This window comes from Dyella terrae, assembly GCF_022394535.1.
Lineage (GTDB): Bacteria > Pseudomonadota > Gammaproteobacteria > Xanthomonadales > Rhodanobacteraceae > Dyella.
This window is the reverse complement of the sequence record NZ_CP089414.1, coordinates 4,111,460-4,129,640: the sequence shown is the minus strand read 5'-3', so window position 1 is coordinate 4,129,640 and position 18,181 is coordinate 4,111,460. Positions and strand designations below refer to the sequence as shown.

The 18,181-nt window shown below is 57.6% G+C and carries 18 protein-coding genes and 1 pseudogene; 15 read left to right on the top strand and 4 right to left on the bottom strand.

Features of this window, described 5'->3' with window-relative positions; all coding sequences use genetic code 11:
* Positions 1-430 precede the first annotated feature (430 nt).
* On the top strand, positions 431-904 hold the full coding sequence (locus DYST_RS18165; protein WP_239947286.1) for a DUF1456 family protein: 474 nt from the start codon (positions 431-433) through the stop codon (positions 902-904).
* Between the two features lie 660 nt (positions 905-1,564).
* Here the strand turns inward: DYST_RS18165 and DYST_RS18160 are convergent.
* Complete coding sequence (locus DYST_RS18160) at positions 1,565-1,942, bottom strand: nuclear transport factor 2 family protein (protein ID WP_239947284.1); 378 nt, start codon at positions 1,940-1,942, stop codon at positions 1,565-1,567.
* A gap of 760 nt (positions 1,943-2,702) precedes the next feature.
* Positions 2,703-3,734 carry an IS110 family transposase gene (locus tag DYST_RS18155; RefSeq protein WP_239947282.1) on the bottom strand — a complete coding sequence of 344 codons (1,032 nt, stop codon included), beginning with the start codon at positions 3,732-3,734 and terminating at the stop codon, positions 2,703-2,705.
* Positions 3,735-3,983: 249 nt separating this feature from the next.
* Here DYST_RS18155 and DYST_RS18150 point away from each other — a divergent pair, with 249 nt between their 5' ends.
* From DYST_RS18150 to DYST_RS18115, 8 genes and pseudogenes are all read left to right on the top strand, one after another.
* Complete coding sequence (locus tag DYST_RS18150) at positions 3,984-4,442, top strand: hypothetical protein (protein ID WP_239947274.1); 459 nt, start codon at positions 3,984-3,986, stop codon at positions 4,440-4,442.
* Between the two features lie 827 nt (positions 4,443-5,269).
* A complete protein-coding gene (locus DYST_RS18145; RefSeq protein ID WP_239947273.1) occupies positions 5,270-5,503 on the top strand; it encodes a hypothetical protein in 234 nt (77 codons plus the stop codon).
* A gap of 86 nt (positions 5,504-5,589) precedes the next feature.
* On the top strand, positions 5,590-6,006 hold the full coding sequence (locus DYST_RS18140) for a DUF4279 domain-containing protein (RefSeq protein ID WP_239947272.1): 417 nt from the start codon (positions 5,590-5,592) through the stop codon (positions 6,004-6,006).
* Positions 6,007-6,466: 460 nt separating this feature from the next.
* Positions 6,467-7,375 carry a hypothetical protein gene (locus DYST_RS18135; protein WP_239947268.1) on the top strand — a complete coding sequence of 303 codons (909 nt, stop codon included), beginning with the start codon at positions 6,467-6,469 and terminating at the stop codon, positions 7,373-7,375.
* A 169-nt stretch (positions 7,376-7,544) separates the two neighbouring features.
* A pseudogene (locus DYST_RS18130) lies at positions 7,545-8,706 on the top strand (IS30 family transposase).
* Between the two features lie 168 nt (positions 8,707-8,874).
* Positions 8,875-9,378, top strand: a complete 504-nt coding sequence (locus DYST_RS18125) for an RDD family protein (RefSeq protein WP_239947266.1) — start codon at positions 8,875-8,877, stop codon at positions 9,376-9,378.
* A gap of 979 nt (positions 9,379-10,357) precedes the next feature.
* The gene (locus DYST_RS18120; RefSeq protein ID WP_239947264.1) at positions 10,358-10,726 is read left to right on the top strand and encodes a hypothetical protein; all 369 of its coding nucleotides are present in this window, start codon (positions 10,358-10,360) and stop codon (positions 10,724-10,726) included.
* A 526-nt stretch (positions 10,727-11,252) separates the two neighbouring features.
* Positions 11,253-11,684, top strand: coding sequence for a hypothetical protein (locus DYST_RS18115; protein ID WP_239947262.1), 432 nt, complete (start codon positions 11,253-11,255; stop codon positions 11,682-11,684).
* Between the two features lie 739 nt (positions 11,685-12,423).
* Here DYST_RS18115 and DYST_RS18110 read toward each other — a convergent pair.
* Positions 12,424-13,860, bottom strand: a complete 1,437-nt coding sequence (locus tag DYST_RS18110; protein ID WP_239947260.1) for an IS1182 family transposase — start codon at positions 13,858-13,860, stop codon at positions 12,424-12,426.
* 124 nt (positions 13,861-13,984) lie between these two features.
* On the opposite strand from DYST_RS18110, the gene DYST_RS18105 reads away from it, so the two are divergent.
* From DYST_RS18105 to DYST_RS18095, 3 genes are all read left to right on the top strand, one after another.
* Positions 13,985-14,362 carry a hypothetical protein gene (locus DYST_RS18105; RefSeq protein WP_239947258.1) on the top strand — a complete coding sequence of 126 codons (378 nt, stop codon included), beginning with the start codon at positions 13,985-13,987 and terminating at the stop codon, positions 14,360-14,362.
* A gap of 142 nt (positions 14,363-14,504) precedes the next feature.
* On the top strand, positions 14,505-14,858 hold the full coding sequence (locus tag DYST_RS18100; RefSeq protein ID WP_239947256.1) for a hypothetical protein: 354 nt from the start codon (positions 14,505-14,507) through the stop codon (positions 14,856-14,858).
* A 59-nt stretch (positions 14,859-14,917) separates the two neighbouring features.
* Positions 14,918-15,289, top strand: coding sequence for a hypothetical protein (locus tag DYST_RS18095; protein ID WP_239947254.1), 372 nt, complete (start codon positions 14,918-14,920; stop codon positions 15,287-15,289).
* A gap of 59 nt (positions 15,290-15,348) precedes the next feature.
* Here the strand turns inward: DYST_RS18095 and DYST_RS18090 are convergent, their stop codons facing one another.
* The gene (locus DYST_RS18090) at positions 15,349-15,735 is read right to left on the bottom strand and encodes a hypothetical protein (protein ID WP_239947252.1); all 387 of its coding nucleotides are present in this window, start codon (positions 15,733-15,735) and stop codon (positions 15,349-15,351) included.
* On the opposite strand from DYST_RS18090, the gene DYST_RS18085 reads away from it, so the two are divergent.
* The 3 genes from DYST_RS18085 to DYST_RS18075 all read left to right on the top strand — a co-directional run bounded on the left by DYST_RS18085 (position 15,734) and on the right by DYST_RS18075 (position 18,012).
* Positions 15,734-15,976 (top strand): hypothetical protein, encoded by a 243-nt coding sequence (locus tag DYST_RS18085; protein WP_239947250.1) that lies wholly within the window; start codon positions 15,734-15,736, stop codon positions 15,974-15,976. The two genes, DYST_RS18090 and DYST_RS18085, sit on opposite strands and share 2 nt — an antisense overlap.
* Positions 15,977-16,359: 383 nt before the next feature.
* A complete protein-coding gene (locus DYST_RS18080) occupies positions 16,360-16,584 on the top strand; it encodes a hypothetical protein (protein WP_239947248.1) in 225 nt (74 codons plus the stop codon).
* A gap of 504 nt (positions 16,585-17,088) precedes the next feature.
* The gene (locus DYST_RS18075; RefSeq protein ID WP_239947246.1) at positions 17,089-18,012 is read left to right on the top strand and encodes a hypothetical protein; all 924 of its coding nucleotides are present in this window, start codon (positions 17,089-17,091) and stop codon (positions 18,010-18,012) included.
* Positions 18,013-18,181: the final 169 nt, after the last annotated feature.

Here is an 18,181-nt window from a genome sequence, read left to right as displayed (position 1 = left end):
GGAAGCGGACCTTCCCAGAATATAAACGACAGTACCCGACGGCGCCCTGGTCAGCGCTAGCAGGGTGTTCGGTGCTTGCCGGAAATGATGTTCGGCCTGACCGGAGTACGCAGAATGCACTGTCCTACATGCACACATCGACTCCACGCCGTCTTTAGCGCGGCTCAATTGACTGCTCGCGACCGGCACTTCTTGATACCTGCACACCAATAAAGTCCGATATGTGAGCGTTGCTGAGCTAAAATTGGGCCAGCAGCCGCGAAGTCACCCCGATTTACGGATGACTGGCGAAAGCGGTGAGTAAGCAACGCTCTCTGCCAGGCTCGGCGCATATCGCCAAAATGGGACGTTGGCTTGTTCCCAGCCAGGACCACGAATTGACAAGTGCAACGCCCAAAAGCCACTGGGGCGCGGCACCATAGGACAGGCAATGATCAACAACGACGTACTACGCAGCGTTCGCTACATGCTCGATCTCAGCGACAACAAAGTTGTTGAGATCGTCAAGCTGTCTGATGCCGATATCCCGATCGATAAAACGGACGTGCAAGCGTTCCTAAAGAAGGACGATGAAGAGGGTTACGCCGAGTGCAGCAATCAGGTACTCGCACACTTCCTTGATGGCTTGGTCTTCCACTATCGCGGTAAAGATGAAAGCCTCCCACCGCGACCGATTGAAAAACGAGTTACCAACAACGTGGTGATGAAGAAACTTCGTGTCGCTTTCCAGCTCAAGGATGTCGACATGCACCAAGCTTTCCAGGATGCCGGCTTCCCGATCTCCAAGCCGGAACTCACCGCCCTATTCCGCCAACCCGGTCATAAGAATTTCCGTCTCTGCGGAGACCAACTGCTTCGAAACTTCCTCAAGGGATTGACGCTGCGCGTACGGGGAAACGACTGAACGTACTTGACGGCTCGCGCTTCGAATCAGTGGACGATGCGCCCCGGGCCTCTGCACCACCTCAGATGGCCCGGTTGCCGGCTATGCGGTGGCGAAATTCCAGATATGCAGTCAAGACGGTCTCTCGTGCCTCGATCTGAAAATAGGACTGATATTCTCCAGAAGCGTGATATCAGGCTCGGAAATAAACTCTCCATAGCGAGCCGCCGTGTGCTGGCTGGCCGTGTCTGCTCCGGGTCGGAAGCGGACGCCTCTAATCAATATCTCTCGGTTACCCGCATGGGGTGTGCCGGATTCTCGGCTATGAAAGACTCAACATCGGCCAATTTTGACGGCAGTGAAGGTCCAGACACACTGCGATAGCTAAAAAAGCGAAAGTCCGCCTGATGAAGGCGCTGTACCTTTCTCCACTGATCAACATCGCGTCGCTTGGGCGCACGAAATGAGCGTCCCATGAAGTTCAGCAGTCCGCCACAGTGCGGACAGTTCGCATTCTTCTCTCTATGCGCGCGAATCTTGAAACTCTTGCGACATTTGAAGCAGGCATGGGCAATCAGGTAGTCCGGGCCAGCCATATGTCCTCCGTGTCTGGTCGACAAATTGTCCGCTTCGGGTTGGGAGCGGACCTCGCCATGAGCACTCGCATCGGCAAGATTGAAATCAGGACTGTATGTAGACCTCTTGCCAGAGTTCGACCAACCCCTGTTGATCAAAGGTGAGCAGAAGCATGGCTTCAAACCTGTCCACTGCGCCGCCAATGCGCGTGACGCGCGCGGTCATGGCCACCACGATGCTCGAGCCTTCCGCAACCTCCTCGTGGAGGTCATAGTCGATCGCGTGAACATTTCGCCGGAAGCCGTTGAGGAACTCCAGGTAGTTCTGATGATTGGCAGGGTGAGTGCGGCCGTTGGCCTTGACGACGAACTGTGGCGCGAAAACCTCTGCAATGTCCGAATCGCTGAGTGGGCTGGTTGACGTCAGATGGAGTCGGTTCCAATCAAGCAACCGGCGAAGATAGTCTCTGTTTTGGCTATGCATCCTGCTTGTATGCCTTTTGATATCTGTGGATCGGCCAGGGTACGGCGCACTGGCCTCTTGAGGCCTAACGTAGACAGCGAAGCCCGCTATGGGTCGGAAGCGGACCTTAGCCCAAACGCGGATCGGTATAGGTCGCCCTCGGCCGAATGGCAACTACGGCCTCGAGAAGTGATCGGCTGCTGTCCATCACCAGCTCTCGGTAGTGATCCTCAGCTGCGAGTCGTTCGGCATCGACATCCCGAAGCGCACTTTCGCTCCACTTCTCGCGAACTGCCCCAAGAGGAAATCTATCGGTGTCCGAATCGACGCCTACGAATATCCGGAAGAGTTCGCCGTCCAAGCCATGATTCGAGTGAGCCCATTGGACTACTTCCCTCACACCTTCAGTCAGGCTGCCACGTCCGGATAGCAAGTCACGGAGGGCTTGCTCCAGGTGTTGCAACACAATGGAATTGGCATACCCGCTCAAAGCCTGACTCCTGAAGTTCACGCCGTCTTAGGTCCGTATATGGACTCCTCCCCTTTGCCAAGCATCCCCTAGCTCTGGCGTCCGTGTCGACTGCCTACGTATATCCGGCCTCTAAACGCTGCACCGTCAGGCGGTGCCGGGCCACGATGAGCTAGTCGCGCGTCGGCGCCCAATCGCTATGGCGTGCTCTGAGCACACGGACCTTTCAGGGTTTTGCCGACGCCGGTCCGACCGGTACGTCATCACTCGGGGGCTTCGCAATCGTTGAAGAGATGCTTTCGGACGTTCCTCTCAGGCGGCCGCCAGCGCCGGTTGGTAGTTGGTGCCATGGCGTAGCATGGCCCAGGCCATGCGCGCCGTTTTGTTGGCCATCGCCACACAGGCCACATTCGGATGGGCGCGGGCGGAGAGGCGGGTGACCCAGCGGCTCAACGAGTCGTCGTGGCACGGCGCCGTCCGCAGCATCGCGCGGGCGCCATGCACCAGTAACGATCTGACGTAGGTATCACCGCGCTTACTGATGCCCAACAGACGATCCTTACCGCCGGAGCTGTGCTGCCGTGGCGTCAGCCCCAATGACGCGGCCATCTGCCTGCCGTTGGCAAACTGTTTGGCATCGCCCACGCACGCGATCAGTGCGGTGGCGACCACGGGGCCAACACCACGCAACTGTTGCAGCCGACGCGCATCGAGGTTGGCCTTGGCCGCTTCGTTGATTTGGCCGTCCAGTTCTACGATGCGAACGTCCAGCATGCGGAGGTCTCGCCATAGCCCTTCGAGCAGTTGCCGGAAGCGCATGCTAAGGCCGTTGTCAGCGTCCTCGAGCCACGCAGGGATCGCATGCCGCAGCGACGACATGTCCTTGGATGCCACCAACCCGTATTCCGCGACCAGGCCGCGGATCTGATTGCCCTTCGCGGTGCGTTGCTCCACCAAGCTCGATCGCACCCGGTGCATCGCCTGCAGATCCTGTTGGTCGATGCTCTTCACGCTCACAAAGCGCATGCTCGGCCGACTCATCGCCTCGCAGATCGCTTCGGCGTCATTGGCATCGTTCTTGTTGCTCTTTACATACGGCTTCACGAACTGCGGCGCTATCAGCTTCACGCGAAAACCACGCGCCTGCAGTTCGCGCGCCCAGTGGTGCGCACCACCGCAGGCTTCCATGCCGACCACACATCCCGGCTCGGCCACCTCCGAGACGGCCTTCAACCAACGATCTCGCGACAAGCGGCGACGCCATACCGGTTGCTCGTGTCGATCGACCCCGTGGACCTGGAAGACCTGCTTGGCCACGTCGACTCCAATGCGCGTAAGCTTCATGGGTGGACTCCTCTTCGCCAACGACTGGTTCAATCGCTTCCAGTCTGGCACTTGATGCCGAAGACGGAGAGGAGGCCATCTCATTGCTATGGGTTGCGGATTCAGCTGGTCGTTGCAACACTCCCGCTACTCGCGCAGTCTTTAGTGTGTTGCAACGACCAGCTGAATCCGCAACCCATAGCAGACAGTTCGAAGAAGCTATGGATGGATCGAGCCAGTTGAATTTCAGGGGGAACCACGGGAACAGGAATGGCCAATCTCTTCATGAGGCGAGAATTCGCACTTGAGGGTCGCATTGATTTCCGTCCACTCTTTGTGGTGATCGGCTTCAATCTCGCAACTGGCTTCGCATCGTATGTCGTGTTCAACACGTTGGCCGAGCATTCGATGGCAGACGGAGCTATTGCACTTGGGTCAAGTATTTCGCCTTCTGTCCAAAGGATGGCTAGTCTTTCAGTCGACCCATCGCGGTGTGCCTTTGTTCTCTCAGTCCAGTGGATCCTGGCTCTTCTGTATCTACCGCTATTGCTGTTCGTCTACTGGCCGTTTTCCAAAGTCATTAGGGTGGCCGTTCGGGAGTGGCGCAAGCGCCAGCCTTCAGAGTCCATTGGAGATAACCGTGCGCTGGCGTTCTATGCGTTCTTTGCGCTACTCATCCCATGGGCACTGGGAGATCTGAGGAATTATCGGCTTTCCAACTCTCTATAACGGCATCATGCTCGCTGGCGGGGAACCTCTGCGACCCTTCGTGGCCATGATCAACTCAGCTTTGTGCCTCCCTTTACTGGCTTGGTTCTGTGCTTTTGCATCGCCGATGGTGTATTGGTCGGCCATCTACGCGATGGCGAACTGGCGGTCGCTGGTCTAGCACCAAGTACAGCCAACCGTTGGTGCCGCTTTTGAAACTGATCAAGTGTCCGCTTGCTAGGGATTGGAGTCGGTGGTGAAACGAGTATTGGTGACAGGCAACGCCGGAGCAGGTAAGACCACGTTTGCTCGTCGGCTTGCGGCTCTGAGTGGGCTGCCCTATTTCGGAATGGACACTGTCGTATGGCGCCCCGGCTGGCAGAAGGCCAGTCCCAGCGAGCGCCGAGAGGCGGAATTGGCCATCGCTAGAAACGAGAGCTGGATCGTCGATGGTGTGTCAGACGAACTTCTCCGGATAGCGGACACAATTATTCTCCTTGATGTTCCCCGGTCTCAGTGCATGCTCCGAGTGGCCTGGAGAAGCCTTCCGTATCTGTTTCGCTCCAGGCCGGGGCTTCCAGATAGGTGTCCCGAGATCATGATTCTCCCAAAGGTATCCAAGATCATTTGGAGATACCCAGGGACACAGAAGCCGAAGGTGTTTGCCGAAGCCGCAAAGAGGCCAGTGCGTCTGGTTCATATTTGCGACAAGGCGAGCTACTTGGCGGTCAGTCGAGAACTGGCTCTTGGCTTAAGCTAGCTGCGCGAGCGGGCTTTTTGGAAGTCTGCTTCCGACCCATACCGGCCATACCGAACGGGGTCATGGGAGATCGTTAACTAGGGGACTTATGACGAGCTATCAACGGATTGCGACGCTGATTTTTCGGCTAGCTGGAACGACTTGGACCGTGTTCCTCGCCTTCATCTGGAGCCTCTACTTCGCGGAGATGGCCCTCGGTGTCGAGGTGCAGCGCTATCCAACGCACACAATCATTGGCAACGCCGGGTATGTGGCTTTTGGCGTGTTGGTGATCGTTTTTTCGAAGCCGCTGGGGCGATTGGTTGCCCGTGGGTTGGAGTAGAAGCGATAGGTCCGCTCCCGACCCGAAGCGGACATGGCAAATGTCCATTGGGACCACTTACTGAGATTTAAGACTGGAGAGCAGGTGTGGGGCCATTCGGATATTCACAAGCAACGCTCCGCATCTTCGGTGACTCTCTCGTTCCCGAAGATGTCTCTAAGTTGCTTGGCTGCGAACCAACCGCTTCCGAGCGCAAGGGCGAGCAGATCGTCGGCCAGACGACTGGGGCGGTGCGCGTCGCGCGTACTGGCCTTTGGCGCCTGCAAGTTGAGCGGATCGAGCCCGAAGATTTGCCCGGGCAGATCGATGAGCTGCTTGGGGCGCTGACCAGTGACATGGCTGCCTGGGCGACCGTCAGGGAGACGTGTCGAATCGACCTATTCGTCGGGTTATTCATGAATTCCGGCAATAACGGACTCTCCTTATCGCCTACGCATCTGCTTGCTTTGGGCGAAAGAGGCATAGAGCTCGGTTTGGATGTTTACGAACACTCAGAAGACTAGTCGCGTCGTGGGGAATGTCCGCTTCCGACCCGTAGCGGGCGGTTCGTCCTTAGTTGGAGCAGAGCATGATCGCGAGGGAATTGCCGGATTTTGTAGCGGACATTGAGCTACTTCCTACGGAAGCAGGTGGCCGCAAGGTTCCATTGATGGGAGGCGAGTGGCGTACCGTTCTTGGGCTGAGCGGCGAGCACTGGTCAGCTCTCCTTAGATTCGATGGAGAACAGGCTCCCGGAGCGACCTTCGAAGCCGCCGTATGGCTACTCATGTTTGACGTGGCGCTGCCAATGTTCGAAGAGGGCAAGGTCTTCGAGGTTTGGGAGGGTGGCACGCGGGCATGGGGTCGTGTGAAGCAAAGGCTGGGGCGTTCTGCCTAGTATGGCCCGTTCAGATATGCCTGCCTTCGACCCATGTCGGACCTAACGGGTGATGATCTTTATAGTCGCGTTCTAGGGAGAGGGACATGCGATACAAAAGGTTTTTTGCGCTTGCGTGCTTGCTGGCCGTCGCGTCGCTTGGCTATGCATTCCCAGCCCAGCCAGCGCCCCCTCAGACGGAGAACTCCCAAGGCATTGCAACACAAGACGCCTTCCAACATGCCGTTGACGCACAACGCGCCGCTATAGCCAAAGAAAATTCGATTACTCCGAGAGTTGCCTGGGCGGGCGACTATTATTTCGGCGATGGTGAGGGCGCGAACGTGTCTCTATCTCTCGCGCCCGTTTCTGGCGTTGCTGCCACATGGCAGGGATGCCTTGGTACCTACACCGCTAACAAGGGAAGGGTGATTCCTCAAGCGGATGGCAGCCTGCTGCTGAAGTATGAGCAGCCCAACGATCAGAGGGGCCTCGGCTTTGCTGACCACGTAGTGCCTGTCGCCTGGGGCGAACGCATGTACATGATTTCCGAGAAGGAACTTCCCGCGTTCGCCAGCGCAGTGAATTTGGGTGATGAGCCGCGGAAAGGTGCGCAGGGCTTGTTTCTCATGCGCAAGGGAGATGAACGGCGCAAGGTATTCGGCGTGCCTATCCTGCCACCTGCTCAGCAGTCGCTGATTCGCGAAGCGCCCCTGGAAGTCGGCGTGGTCTCAGCGAATCGGCTGCACGATAGCCATGCCGACCAATTCGAGTGCCGGTATCGGCTGGAACTAGATCACGGTGCTAACGACGGTCTGGCGGCTGGGATGGACCTAGTGTCGACCGGGGTTTGTGCAGGAAATCGCATCACCCTAGAACAAACGACACCAACTCGCGCCGTTGGCACCATGAGGTTGTTCGGCGACGAATGTACCAAGCCGGATTGGCGGCCCTCAACCAAGACGCGCTTTACATCTGGCGCTTATCGGGGGATGTCGTCAGACGATGAGCCATGAGTGGATACTGGCCTCAAACACCTCAGAATCAGCTGGATGTCCGCTTCTTTAACGACGAACCGCGCCGAGTTCGACCCAGTTTAATTTGGCTCGAGTGTCCGCTTCCGACTGCGGATTCAACCGGTCAACGCAACACACTATAGACGCGCAAGCGGAAGGAGTGTTGCCCATGACGACGGTACCCCGGAAGCATTTCACAGACGCCCAGAAGGCGCTGATGTTCGATCGCTGGCAGCGAGGCGAGTCGTTGCATCAGATCGCCAAGTTATTTGATACCCGCCATTCCTCGATACGCCAGGTACTGGTACGGACGGGGGGTATTCGGCCGGCCCCACGCCATCGTGCCCCGCGTGCCCTCACGCTGGCGGAACGAGAGGAGATATCTCGCTCGGTGGCGCTAGGATGCTCGCTCCGGTCTGTTGCCCTGCAGCTTCATCGGGCGCCATCCACGATCAGTCGGGAGATTCGCCGTAATGGTGGTCGGGATGACTATCGAGCGAACCAGGCCGATCAGCGTGCCTGGGACCGGGGGCACCGCCCCAAGGCCTGCAAGCTGAGGAAGCATCGCGTACAAGCCAAGCTCGTGGCCGCCAAGTTGCAGCTAGAGTGGTCGCCGGTGCAGATTGCAGGGTGGCTCAAGCACCGATCAGGCGGCCAAGAGGAGCAGCAGGTGTCGCACGAGACCATCTATTGCAGCCTTTTCATCCAGGCCCGAGGTGCCTTGAAAAAAGAGCTTCTGGTGCATTTGCGGCGCACCCGCTCGATGCGCCGGTCGCGCCACCACACGCAGAAGACGGACAACCACGGCCAGCTCACCGACATGATCTCCATCCGCGAGCGTCCGGTCGAAGTCGAGGATCGCGCCGTACCCGGCCACTGGGAGGGTGATCTGATCATGGGGAGCCACAACACTCAGATTGCCACACTCGTCGAACGTCACACACGTTTAGTCATGCTGGTGAAAGTCGACGGCAGAGATACGCAAACTGTGATCGACGCGCTCATCAAGCACGCACACAAACTCCCCCCGGGAGCTTTACAAATCACTGACTTGGGATCGCGGCAAGGAGATGGCCGATCACCAGCGCTTTACGCTGGCGACCGATATCCAGGTCTATTTCTGCGACCCGCAACATCCATGGCAGCGCGGTTCGAACGAGAACACCAACGGGCTATTACGGCAGTACTTCCCGAAGGGTACCGATCTATCGGTGTACTCTCAGGCTAAACTCGATGCGGTAGCCAGGCGATTGAATGGACGTCCGCGACAAACACTGAATTTCGAAACACCAGCCGAGCGATTCCAACAATGTGTTGCAACGACCGCCTGAAGTCGCAACCCATAGCAGACCTTGCGACTTTCGCGAAAACAAATGACATTTTGAGTATGGCTATTCTCAGGGGAGGTATTATCTATGGTTAGTTCTGATCTTCAACATCTGCGACGTCATTACGCAGGTCTATCTACTGACGAATTGCTACGGCTCCGGTCTACGGAATTGACGGATGCTGCCCGGCAGGCGCTAGAGGCAGAGGTGTTGAATCGCGAGAACGACGACGATTCTGCGAAAGCCACCGAAAAAGTCCGTAACTTCCGGATCAAGCATTCGTCGCTCGCCTCGATAGAGGCGCGCATTGCGGCCCAGCTCATTGATGTGCTTCTGCCGTTGGGTGTCACATTTCTAGTTAGCTACGGAAGCTTCATCACGATGTCGCTCAGTTACTCAAATGTCGTCGGCGAAGTTTCCCTCGCTCTCTGCTTTGTGTACTGGCTCTTCAAGGATGGATTTGGCGGCCAGAGTATCGGCAAGAAGATCATGAAGATTCAGGTCATTGAGCATGCAACAGGTTCAGCATGTTCTCCCCCTCGTTCTTTGATTCGAGCCATTCCAATGGGGCTTGGCATCATCGATTGCGCATTCGCGCTTGGGAAGGAACGCCGACGCCTGGGGGATATGGCCGCAGGCACGAGCGTTATACGAGCAGGTTCTGGATCGCGGTGATCCGTAGAGTGATGTCCGCTTCCGACCCGAAGCGGACTTAAACAAAGGAGAGATTCGCCATGTCGGGTGTCGGGGGCACATCGCCAAAAACGAAGAGCGAAAAGATCGTTTGGTGGACGGTTGCCGCAGCATTTTTTGCCTTCGTCGTCTACGTGCTGGTAAAGAATTTCTTTTGAGATGTAGCTCGCAAGCAACGTCAGTTAATGTCCGCTTCCCACCCAAAACGGACATCTCGAGGATAGGGATATGGTTCGAGTCGTCGTTTCCATTTGTTTGATCTGTTGTGCTGGAGCTGTAGCAGCTTCCACGCCCCCGCCCGCGCCTCCCATTAGCGAGATGACGTGGTCGCCGATGTCGCGTGGTGCGCCTGCGGGTGGACTCATGCTAGGCCCAACCGCGGTGCACTTTGAGAAGACGACACTCGTTGACGTCGTCGCTGCTACCCGCCTCGGCATGATTGATCATCGGGGCGATGCAGGTGAGAGTGAGTACTGGCTCTGCTACAGCCTGCCCCAGAAAGGCCAGCGGATTTGGATTGTTTCGAGCGGGGAAATGGGTGGCACAGAACACCTCGTGACGAGCCTGGTCGGCGAACAAGCGTCCACAGTCAGTGCTAGTAACGACTGCCCAGCACTACCAGAGGCAACAGCGGCAGCACTGCTCGACCATCACGGGTGGCTTGGAATGACGTCAACTGACGTCAGGGACCAGTTCGGGGCACCTTCTCACCGATTAGGCGCCTGGCAAGCCTTCAACTTTGACGGAAAGGTCAAGGGTGCCTGCTCGGGAGGAGCCGACAGACTCAACTGGCTCTGGGTCAAGCTGCTAAATCAGCGCGTGAACTTAATCATTGCGGGCCAGGTTACGTCCTGCTGATGGGCTGCACCAAATAACGTTAGGTCCGCTACCGACCCGAAGCGGACATCGTGGACTAAATGACGCGCCGCCCCTTCCGAGGGATATGAGGAAAGGATGTTCCATGAGGTACATACGCATCATCGCAATGCCTCCCGGCGAGGCGCCAGAACGTATCCGCGCCGCCTGGATTGGCATCGTCCTTCCGCTTGCGGAGACCAAGGGACCGCAGCCCGGCATCTGGATCACGCAGGGTGTGCTCGGCAAAGATCGTGGCCTGCTCGCGCGCGTCAAACGCCTTCTAGGCATTCTCTCCGTGGAGCAACCTTCAGTGGCTTATGCCGTTGAGGTGCTGTCCGCGATTGAATCGCTGCGGTTACATTCGCCAACGGCCGCCGTGTGGTGGGAGCGCCATACTCCGCACTTGCTTGTGCCAGGTAGGCGGTTTTGTTTTTCGACAGTATGTTGCGAGGAAGTCAGTACGCGGGCTTGAGTCGTTAAAAAGCACTCAGGTCTTTCTTGGCCGACGCTGAAAGGTACTTGGCGACGGCCACCGGCGACGTATAAGTAGTTAGGTGTCCGCTTCCGACCCGGAGCGGACAGTTCCACAGAGGCGTTGGTGAGTCGATTACCCGGCAAGGGGATCGCCTACTTATTCGTCGCATACTGGACTGACAAGGAAGGTGGGGGGTGAGTGTGAATTGGAAGCGTGGAATTACCCGTTGCTACGTCGTCGCCTGGGTACCTTGGTTGATATCTGTGGCGCTGCGGTCGGAGTTGCTGACGCCGGATCACCTCATCAAGGGCCTGATCTCCACTGTCATTGTGGGCGTGATGGCTCCGGCACTTCTATTGCTGGGTATCCGGTGGGCGATAGACGGCTTTCGGGCGTCGGAATTGGGTTGACTTACTGCACGATTCGCTGCGGCTAAGAGACGTCCGCTTTCGACCCAAAGCGGACCTAATTCTGAGTGAGGAGATGTCGTGGACGGAATCAATTGCGCACGCAGGTGGCAAGAATGAAGTGGCTTGTCCTGCTCGGAATCGCGCTTCTCTTGCCAAGCCGCTTCGCTCACTCCCAGGACGACTGGCTTCAGCCGCCCTCATTCCAGGACTGGGGTGGCGACTTCAAGCGAGTGCCCGCCTCCAACTATCTGGTGCTGGGTGCCGACCCGCAGGCGCTCCGGCAGCTAGAGAGCCAGAAGTTCGCGTTGGATCGAAGCACGTCAGGCCATTCACTCGACCTCCATTGCGATCCGCCCAGCAAGCGATACCTGATACGGTCGCTATACATCGCGAATGGCACCACGGTTGTCCAAATAGGGCCAAAGGGGTTGATAGTGGATGTTGGCGCGTTTTCCGAGCCGAGCACCCCGTCGCGAAGTGCCATCGCCATCTGCCTTCCTGCCGATCCGAGCGATGTACGAGCCGGCGTTGGTTTTGCAAAGTGAGCCATTGTCCTGGTCAAAGGCGAGCGGCATCGACTTTGATTGAAGAATGTCCGCTTCCGACCCGAAGCGGACCCACAGCGGACAGTTCTTGTCTTGCATGACGCGCTACCCGGAGCTTGGACGTATGCGGAATATTGGTTTCTGTGGCGGAAGTTCGATGTGCGAGCTTGGCCCGGTATCAGACGTGACGCTCTTTTTTGACTGCATTTCGGCCTACGCGGCGGCGAGTACCGATAAGAATTGGAGTTTGCTGACCGACCGGCTCTATAGGCGCTATGTCCGACAAGACGATCTGGACGAGACCTCAGGACTCATGGCCGAGGTTAGGAATGTGTTCAGCACCATTCCCAGCGCCGCTGTCGATTGGTCAGCTCTTGATGTGCTGCCAAATTCCTCGAGTCGGCTCAAATCGAATCTAGCGACACTAGGCCTAGTGTTCGCTAGGTACTTTGATACATTTGATGTGTGCGTCGCTTCGGCAAAGTTGTTCTACGAGTCGTGGAAGATCTACCAACCCGTGCGAGTTGGGACCACTGACGTACCAGCTTTCATGACAGATAAGAAGCGGCCACTGGCTGACTATGAGGCACTGGACGGCGAACCATTCTGGCGGCGTCCGTGAGCGGCAAAAAGGTCTGCTTCCGACCGAGGCCGTGTGAAAACGTATAGCCGATGGTGACGTTAGATGATTTGCTCCGCTCGCCATGCGAGCGGAGCACGAAGATGCGAACAGATGCCATCAGGCCATGATCGCCTGCATCAGCGGCCTCACACCCAGGATCTTCATCACTCGCTTCATGTTGTAGGCCAGCACCTGCAAACTCATTTCTGTCGCGACGCGCGGCAGCGTTCGTGTCAGGAAGTGGGTGTAGCCCATCCACGCCTTGAGGGTGCCGAAGGTGTGCTCGACGGTCTGTCGTCGCACGCGCATCGCGTCGGGGTGTTCGTCCAGACGCGTTTGCATGGCGTCCAACACCGCCTCGTGTTCCCAGCGTCGCAGGCGTCGATAGCGACTGGTGGTGCAGTTCGCGCGCAGTGGGCAGGTGGGGCATGCCGATGACCCGTAGACGTGGATCGTCTTGCCGTTCTCCTCGGTGCTCATGCGACGCGTGGCGACTTCACCCGCGGGACAGCGATACACATCGGTGTCAGCGTCGTAGCGGAAGTCTTGCTTGGTGAAGCGTCCCGCTGCCGCACTGGGGGATGTCTGTGTTTTAGGCACGAGCGGCGTGATGCCCGCCCGTTCGCAGGCAAGGATTTCCTCGCCTTTGTAGTAGCCCCGATCGGCCAGCGCGGTGAGTGCCTCGTGTCCCATCGCTTTGCGCGCCTGCCCAGCCATGATGGCGAGCTGATGGCGGTCGTGGCCCTCGTTGGTGACCTCGCGGGCTACGATCAAGTGATGTTGGGTATCGACGGCGGCCTGCACGTTGTAGCCAACGACGCCCGAGCCGCGGCCGTGCGTGGCCATGGAGCGGGCATCGGGATCGGTCAAGGAAAGCTGTTGATCCGGTGCTTGGCGCATGCGCTCGCCTAAACCGTCGAGCTGCTGCATCTGCTCGCGGACCGTGGCGAGCTTCTGCGTCAGGTGCGCCACGCGCGCTTCCGGTAGCCGGCCGGGCTCGCGATCGGCCTGACCCAGCTCGGCCAGATAGCGCGCCACGCTGTGGTCGAGCTGCACCTGGCGTGCCTTGAGCTTGGCCTCGGAGACATTGCGATCACGTCCATTGACCGCCTTGAACTTGCTGCCGTCGATCGCGACCACGGCCTCGGTGAACAGCTTCATCCGGCGACACAACAGCACGAACTGGCTGCATACGCGGCGGATGGCTGGACCGTTATCCTTGCGGAAGTCGGCGATGGTCTTGAAGTCGGGCGCGCAGCGTCCGGTCAGCCAGATCAGTTCCAGGTTACGTTGCGCTTCGCGCTCCAGTCGACGGCTGGACGGGACTCGGTTGAGATAGCCGTAGATATAGATCTTGAGCAACGTCGCCGGGTGATAACCGGGGCGGCCCGTAACGGCGGGCGTGACCCCATCGAAACCCAGCTCGCCGAGATCCAGTTCATCCACAAAGACATCGACGACGCGAACGGGATTGTCCTCGTCGATGTAGTCGTCCGGCCGTTCGGGAAACAGCACGCTCTGCGACCGATCCACCCCTTCGACGAATCGCTTCATGCGACACTCCGGCTTGGTATGACGCTAGGATCGGTGCGTTCGCTTACGGGGTGTTTTCACACAGGCTGGACCCAAAGCAGACCTTAGAAGTGGGCGGGTCTTAGATGCCACACCAGGAAGTGACATGAACAGCGAGTGGCCTTTTTACTTGGTGATTGCGCTGGCGGCCTTTCCTGCCCCCATAGGCATATTTTCATTTGTGGCTTTTCACGCGAGAACGTACGTCTTGGTGCGGGATATCCAGAGGGTTTACGCCAAAGTGGGGCGGCAATGGCCCTTCTGGTTCAACAACGAAAGGCAGGTTGCCTTCGTGCTACGCCCCGATCAGCTCACGGGAGACGAGCCAGGCATTGCATCAAATGAGAAGGCCTTACTCCTTCAGCATCGTTGCGGCATGAAGAAGCTCTTACTAAGAACGTTCGCCGCAATGTTCGGCGCCTTTGCGTTGGCCATCCTGCTTCTTTTGGCGCTTGCAGCACTGGGCCACTTTTCAAGCAAGTAGTCACTTTGGTGGCGGTGATTTGGAATATCTTTAGGTCCGCTCCCGACCCGAAGCGGACGCTTTTGGGAAGTCAGGAAAGCATGGTCGAACTGGGGTGGTATCGGGCAGGATGCCAGGGCCCAACTGGGCGATAGGGGGCGACATGCGAACGATCGAGGTCGATCAATTCGAGTTTGATGATCCTTCTACGGAGGAACATCTGGAGATTGCTGTCGCGGAACGGGGCAATTTTCCATTCCCTGACATTGAGCGTTTTATGTCAGCCCGCTTAGAGTCCGTCGCTGGCGAAAGACCGCTTCTAGGTGATGTCATGGCATTTGGCGATGAGCTCGGCTACGGCTTGGTTCGGGGCTACTTGAAGCGGTTTGCTGGCGTTGCGTTGCCCGATAGTTGTTCGTGGCCCACCTATGTTCTGGAGGATGGGCCTGACCGCTGGGAGATCGTCTTGTGCGCCCCGGACTCGTTTGTTCACTACGTCTGGCACACAACGGCCTAAAAGCAGGAGAAGTAAATGTCTGCCTTCGACCCAATGCGGACCTAAGACAGGGAGGTGGTATGCAACTAGCCGATGACCAAATCGACAAGGAAAATCTGTCTGCGCTCGGCGCGGAAGCAGCGGCGCTGCTCATGGATCGCAAGTTCGGCGTCCTCGCTGATCGGCTTGGTTACGCACTCGCCTATGGGCGCGAACCCGCAAAGGCTATTGAAGCCGATCTCGCAGCGTGCCTAGTCGAAACTAGCGAAGAGCCTGATCGAGCCATTCCTTCTGAGACTGTGACGTTCTTCCGGTCCAACGATGTGAACTTGTTCGCCGTTGTGGCGTGCGTTGCGCGCATGCCTGAGGGCCCTGCGGTTCTGATTGAGCTCGTCGTCACGGTCACGGGAGCGGAGTACCACCTTTCTTTGGAAGACATTGGTCGTGTCTGACAGTATCAGGCTAGGTCCGCTGTTGACCCTTTGCGGACCTTGATCAGCGGCTCAGATTGTCATGACGAATTCGGCACCGAGGAGCGGATATGCGGGGCATAACGGCAAGTAAAGTGGCCAGGGGTGTGTGGCTTGCGATTTGCGTGGCGGGGTTCTTCGTCCTGCAGCACTACTCCGGCAGCGATCTTTTTGGCTCTGGTCCCGATATCGGCCGAGCGCTTGGAGAACTTCTGGTCGTGTTCGTGATGTGGCGCTTGGTGGACGGTCAGCTGAAGAAGCTGACGGTCAGGTAATGTCCGGTTGAGGCCGCCACCCGAAGCGGACATTCTTGCGGGCTTGAGGAAGGGGGGATAGATGGCCGGGACGATCTTGATTTCAGAGGGTGCAGGTTTGCCGTTGAGCTCGGCGAGCTTCGACCATTTGGTTGAAGAAATACGTCTGTCCATGGCAAATCCTGCTGACGCGGAATTCGCGAATGCATATCGCCCTTATGACCATGAGGGCATGATGTTCGTCGATCTCCGGGAGCTCTCGGTCGACGCATTTTCCGCCTTCGTTGCCGCCACTCGTTCCGCTGCGCACACCTGCGCTCAAAGCCACGGAACGGCGCTTGAAGGGGTTTGGTCCGACCTTGCGCAAGCTCTGGCGAAAGACCCTAGATTCTTTGGCGTAGAACAAGCAGTGTAAGGTCTGCTCCCGACCCAGAGCGGACATCACGGACATGGCGATGGAATGACATGACGAAGCGGAGGCGAACTCAGAAGTGGCTCATCCTGACTATGGCCGGCATGCTCATTTTTGCTGCCATATTTTGGGTGTACGCGGTCAGTGGCTTTTCGCTGTCATACGCGGCCTGCGACGGGACCTTCGCTCTCGATTCCAAGCTTGCCCGGTGCGGGCGACCTGTTGTCTTTCTTTGGCTATTCTGGGTGTGCTTCGCCGGCGGCATCTGTTGCGCATTGGCAGCGCTGACACGGACTTTGTTGGCCAGACGCAGGCTGCAACAGGAATAAGCTTTCTACCCGAAGCGGACATCGTTACATCGTTGATGGACCACACGGAGACCGGCGATGAAGTACGCGGATGGACAAAGGGTTCTCGCTGGTGATGTGGTCGAAATCGATGGTCGGTATCACGGAGTGGTGATCGCCGCGATTGATGAAAAGAGCTATTTGCCCGGTGGCGAGGACTGGGAATACCTGGGTACCGGCGCAATGATCGACACCGACTTTGCCGGGCTGGTGCACTACCCTGAAGACGACGAAGAACTTGTCCTTGTCCGTCGGGCCGATTAACAACGGAGCTAAGTTCCGCTTCCGACCCGAAGCGGACATTATGGGTATGCTCAAAGTGGGACAGGGAAGGGGCAAATATGAGGGACGTACCCGAAGCGTTGTCGAACTTACACGACGCAACGCTGACCTCGATTGAGTTCGAGTGGAGTGCGCGCCGATGCACGCTCCGCTTTCATGGGGCGCCAGATCAGGACTTGCAACGTCCGTTTTCGATTGCCTTCGACGACGTTACCGAGATGAGCATCCCCGCCGAACGGCCCTGGGGACCATCTCAGGCATTGTTGGAAGTGGACTGCGTAGAGCCAGGCAAGTACGTACTGGTCATGCAATCTGGCGACGAAATTTGGGTGGCCGCTGGTAAGGAACCGGTTCGCACCATAGAAAGTGGATGATTCTGCTGCCTTGTACGAATCGCTTGGGAGGTCCGTGTCCAGCGCAGAGCGGACGCTAGCGACGGAACAAGAGACAGAGACGGCGACACAACCCAATTACAAGGAGGTGCTCATGTCGGATCTATCGCTGACCGGCCGACACTATGGTTTCGTGAAGATCTTGGCGTTACCCGGCATTGCACTCACCCTGGCGGCCCTCTTTGTCTTCGCCTTGCATCCCCAGTCTGGCATGTTTGGAGGCGCCTTCTACCTTCTCTTTGGATCGTGGTTCATCCCGTCTGCCATCAATCTTCTGTTGTCAGCGTGGGTCATAACGTTCATCAAGGTATCCAGAGCATGGCGCGCTGTTTTATTTGTGGGCGTATCTTTCCTGCTCGGCATGAACACGTTGCTGCCCGCTTTGATCAGCCGACGCCCGAATCCCGTCAGTTCTGCGGAGATCGTTCGAGTCATACGAATACCGCGGAGCATGAGAGTCGATGATGGACTGATGGCTCCCAGGCTACCCGGCGAAATTTTCTATACGTCATCGCCGAGCGCTCTTGGCGTACAGGTGGGCTCGAATGAGGGGTGCATGTGCATGTGGTTCACGCCGCCCGTAGGAGAGTCGACCGAATGGCAGGTTTGGCATGTCATCAACGCCTATCTCCACCGAAGGGACGCGATTGAAGGCACGACCTATCTCGATCTGAAGGGGGAAGGTCTCGATGTAAAGATGAGAAAGATGGCACTGGGTATGGCTCATTTCGACGTGCGATTTACACGCAGTGAAACGCGCAATACCGTCAATCTCCTAATCACTGTTTACGACGGCCTGGAAGTAACGGCTACATACAAGCAGGCGGACATACCCGTATGGAGCACCTTGCCGCCACAGCCCCATGCCGAGGGGTTGGGGGGCGAGTATTTCTATCGAAATGCATTGAGCATGTTAGTTCGGCATAACTTCTGGGTGTTCTACCTCGACAGTCAGATGTCCGGCTTCTCACCCGGGCCGCTCAAGGCATTTCTTCGTAGAGCGGTGGTCGTGGAATGAACAAGGCTGATGCGTGTAATGGCGCCTTCCGGTGCAGGCTCACGCCGCATGTGACACGGTCGAACTGGTACGGTGATTAGGTCCGCGTCCGACCCACAGCGGACCTAAAATTGTCATCGACACAGGGGGATTGTGATGGCCTCGGAACGGCTTGCAGAAGCTGGATACA

Bases quoted from the DNA above. Each gene is read 5' to 3' on its own strand.
- DYST_RS18165 (WP_239947286.1), top strand. From the start codon at position 431: ATGATCAACAACGACGTACTACGCAGCGTTCGCTACATGCTCGATCTC.
- DYST_RS18160 (WP_239947284.1), bottom strand. From the start codon at position 1,942: ATGCATAGCCAAAACAGAGACTATCTTCGCCGGTTGCTTGATTGGAAC.
- DYST_RS18155 (WP_239947282.1), bottom strand. From the start codon at position 3,734: ATGAAGCTTACGCGCATTGGAGTCGACGTGGCCAAGCAGGTCTTCCAG.
- DYST_RS18150 (WP_239947274.1), top strand. From the start codon at position 3,984: ATGGCCAATCTCTTCATGAGGCGAGAATTCGCACTTGAGGGTCGCATT.
- DYST_RS18145 (WP_239947273.1), top strand. From the start codon at position 5,270: ATGACGAGCTATCAACGGATTGCGACGCTGATTTTTCGGCTAGCTGGA.
- DYST_RS18135 (WP_239947268.1), top strand. From the start codon at position 6,467: ATGCGATACAAAAGGTTTTTTGCGCTTGCGTGCTTGCTGGCCGTCGCG.
- DYST_RS18120 (WP_239947264.1), top strand. From the start codon at position 10,358: ATGAGGTACATACGCATCATCGCAATGCCTCCCGGCGAGGCGCCAGAA.
- DYST_RS18115 (WP_239947262.1), top strand. From the start codon at position 11,253: ATGAAGTGGCTTGTCCTGCTCGGAATCGCGCTTCTCTTGCCAAGCCGC.
- DYST_RS18110 (WP_239947260.1), bottom strand. From the start codon at position 13,860: ATGAAGCGATTCGTCGAAGGGGTGGATCGGTCGCAGAGCGTGCTGTTT.
- DYST_RS18105 (WP_239947258.1), top strand. From the start codon at position 13,985: ATGAACAGCGAGTGGCCTTTTTACTTGGTGATTGCGCTGGCGGCCTTT.
- DYST_RS18100 (WP_239947256.1), top strand. From the start codon at position 14,505: ATGCGAACGATCGAGGTCGATCAATTCGAGTTTGATGATCCTTCTACG.
- DYST_RS18095 (WP_239947254.1), top strand. From the start codon at position 14,918: ATGCAACTAGCCGATGACCAAATCGACAAGGAAAATCTGTCTGCGCTC.
- DYST_RS18085 (WP_239947250.1), top strand. From the start codon at position 15,734: ATGGCAAATCCTGCTGACGCGGAATTCGCGAATGCATATCGCCCTTAT.
- DYST_RS18090 (WP_239947252.1), bottom strand. From the start codon at position 15,735: ATGGACAGACGTATTTCTTCAACCAAATGGTCGAAGCTCGCCGAGCTC.
- DYST_RS18080 (WP_239947248.1), top strand. From the start codon at position 16,360: ATGAAGTACGCGGATGGACAAAGGGTTCTCGCTGGTGATGTGGTCGAA.
- DYST_RS18075 (WP_239947246.1), top strand. From the start codon at position 17,089: ATGTCGGATCTATCGCTGACCGGCCGACACTATGGTTTCGTGAAGATC.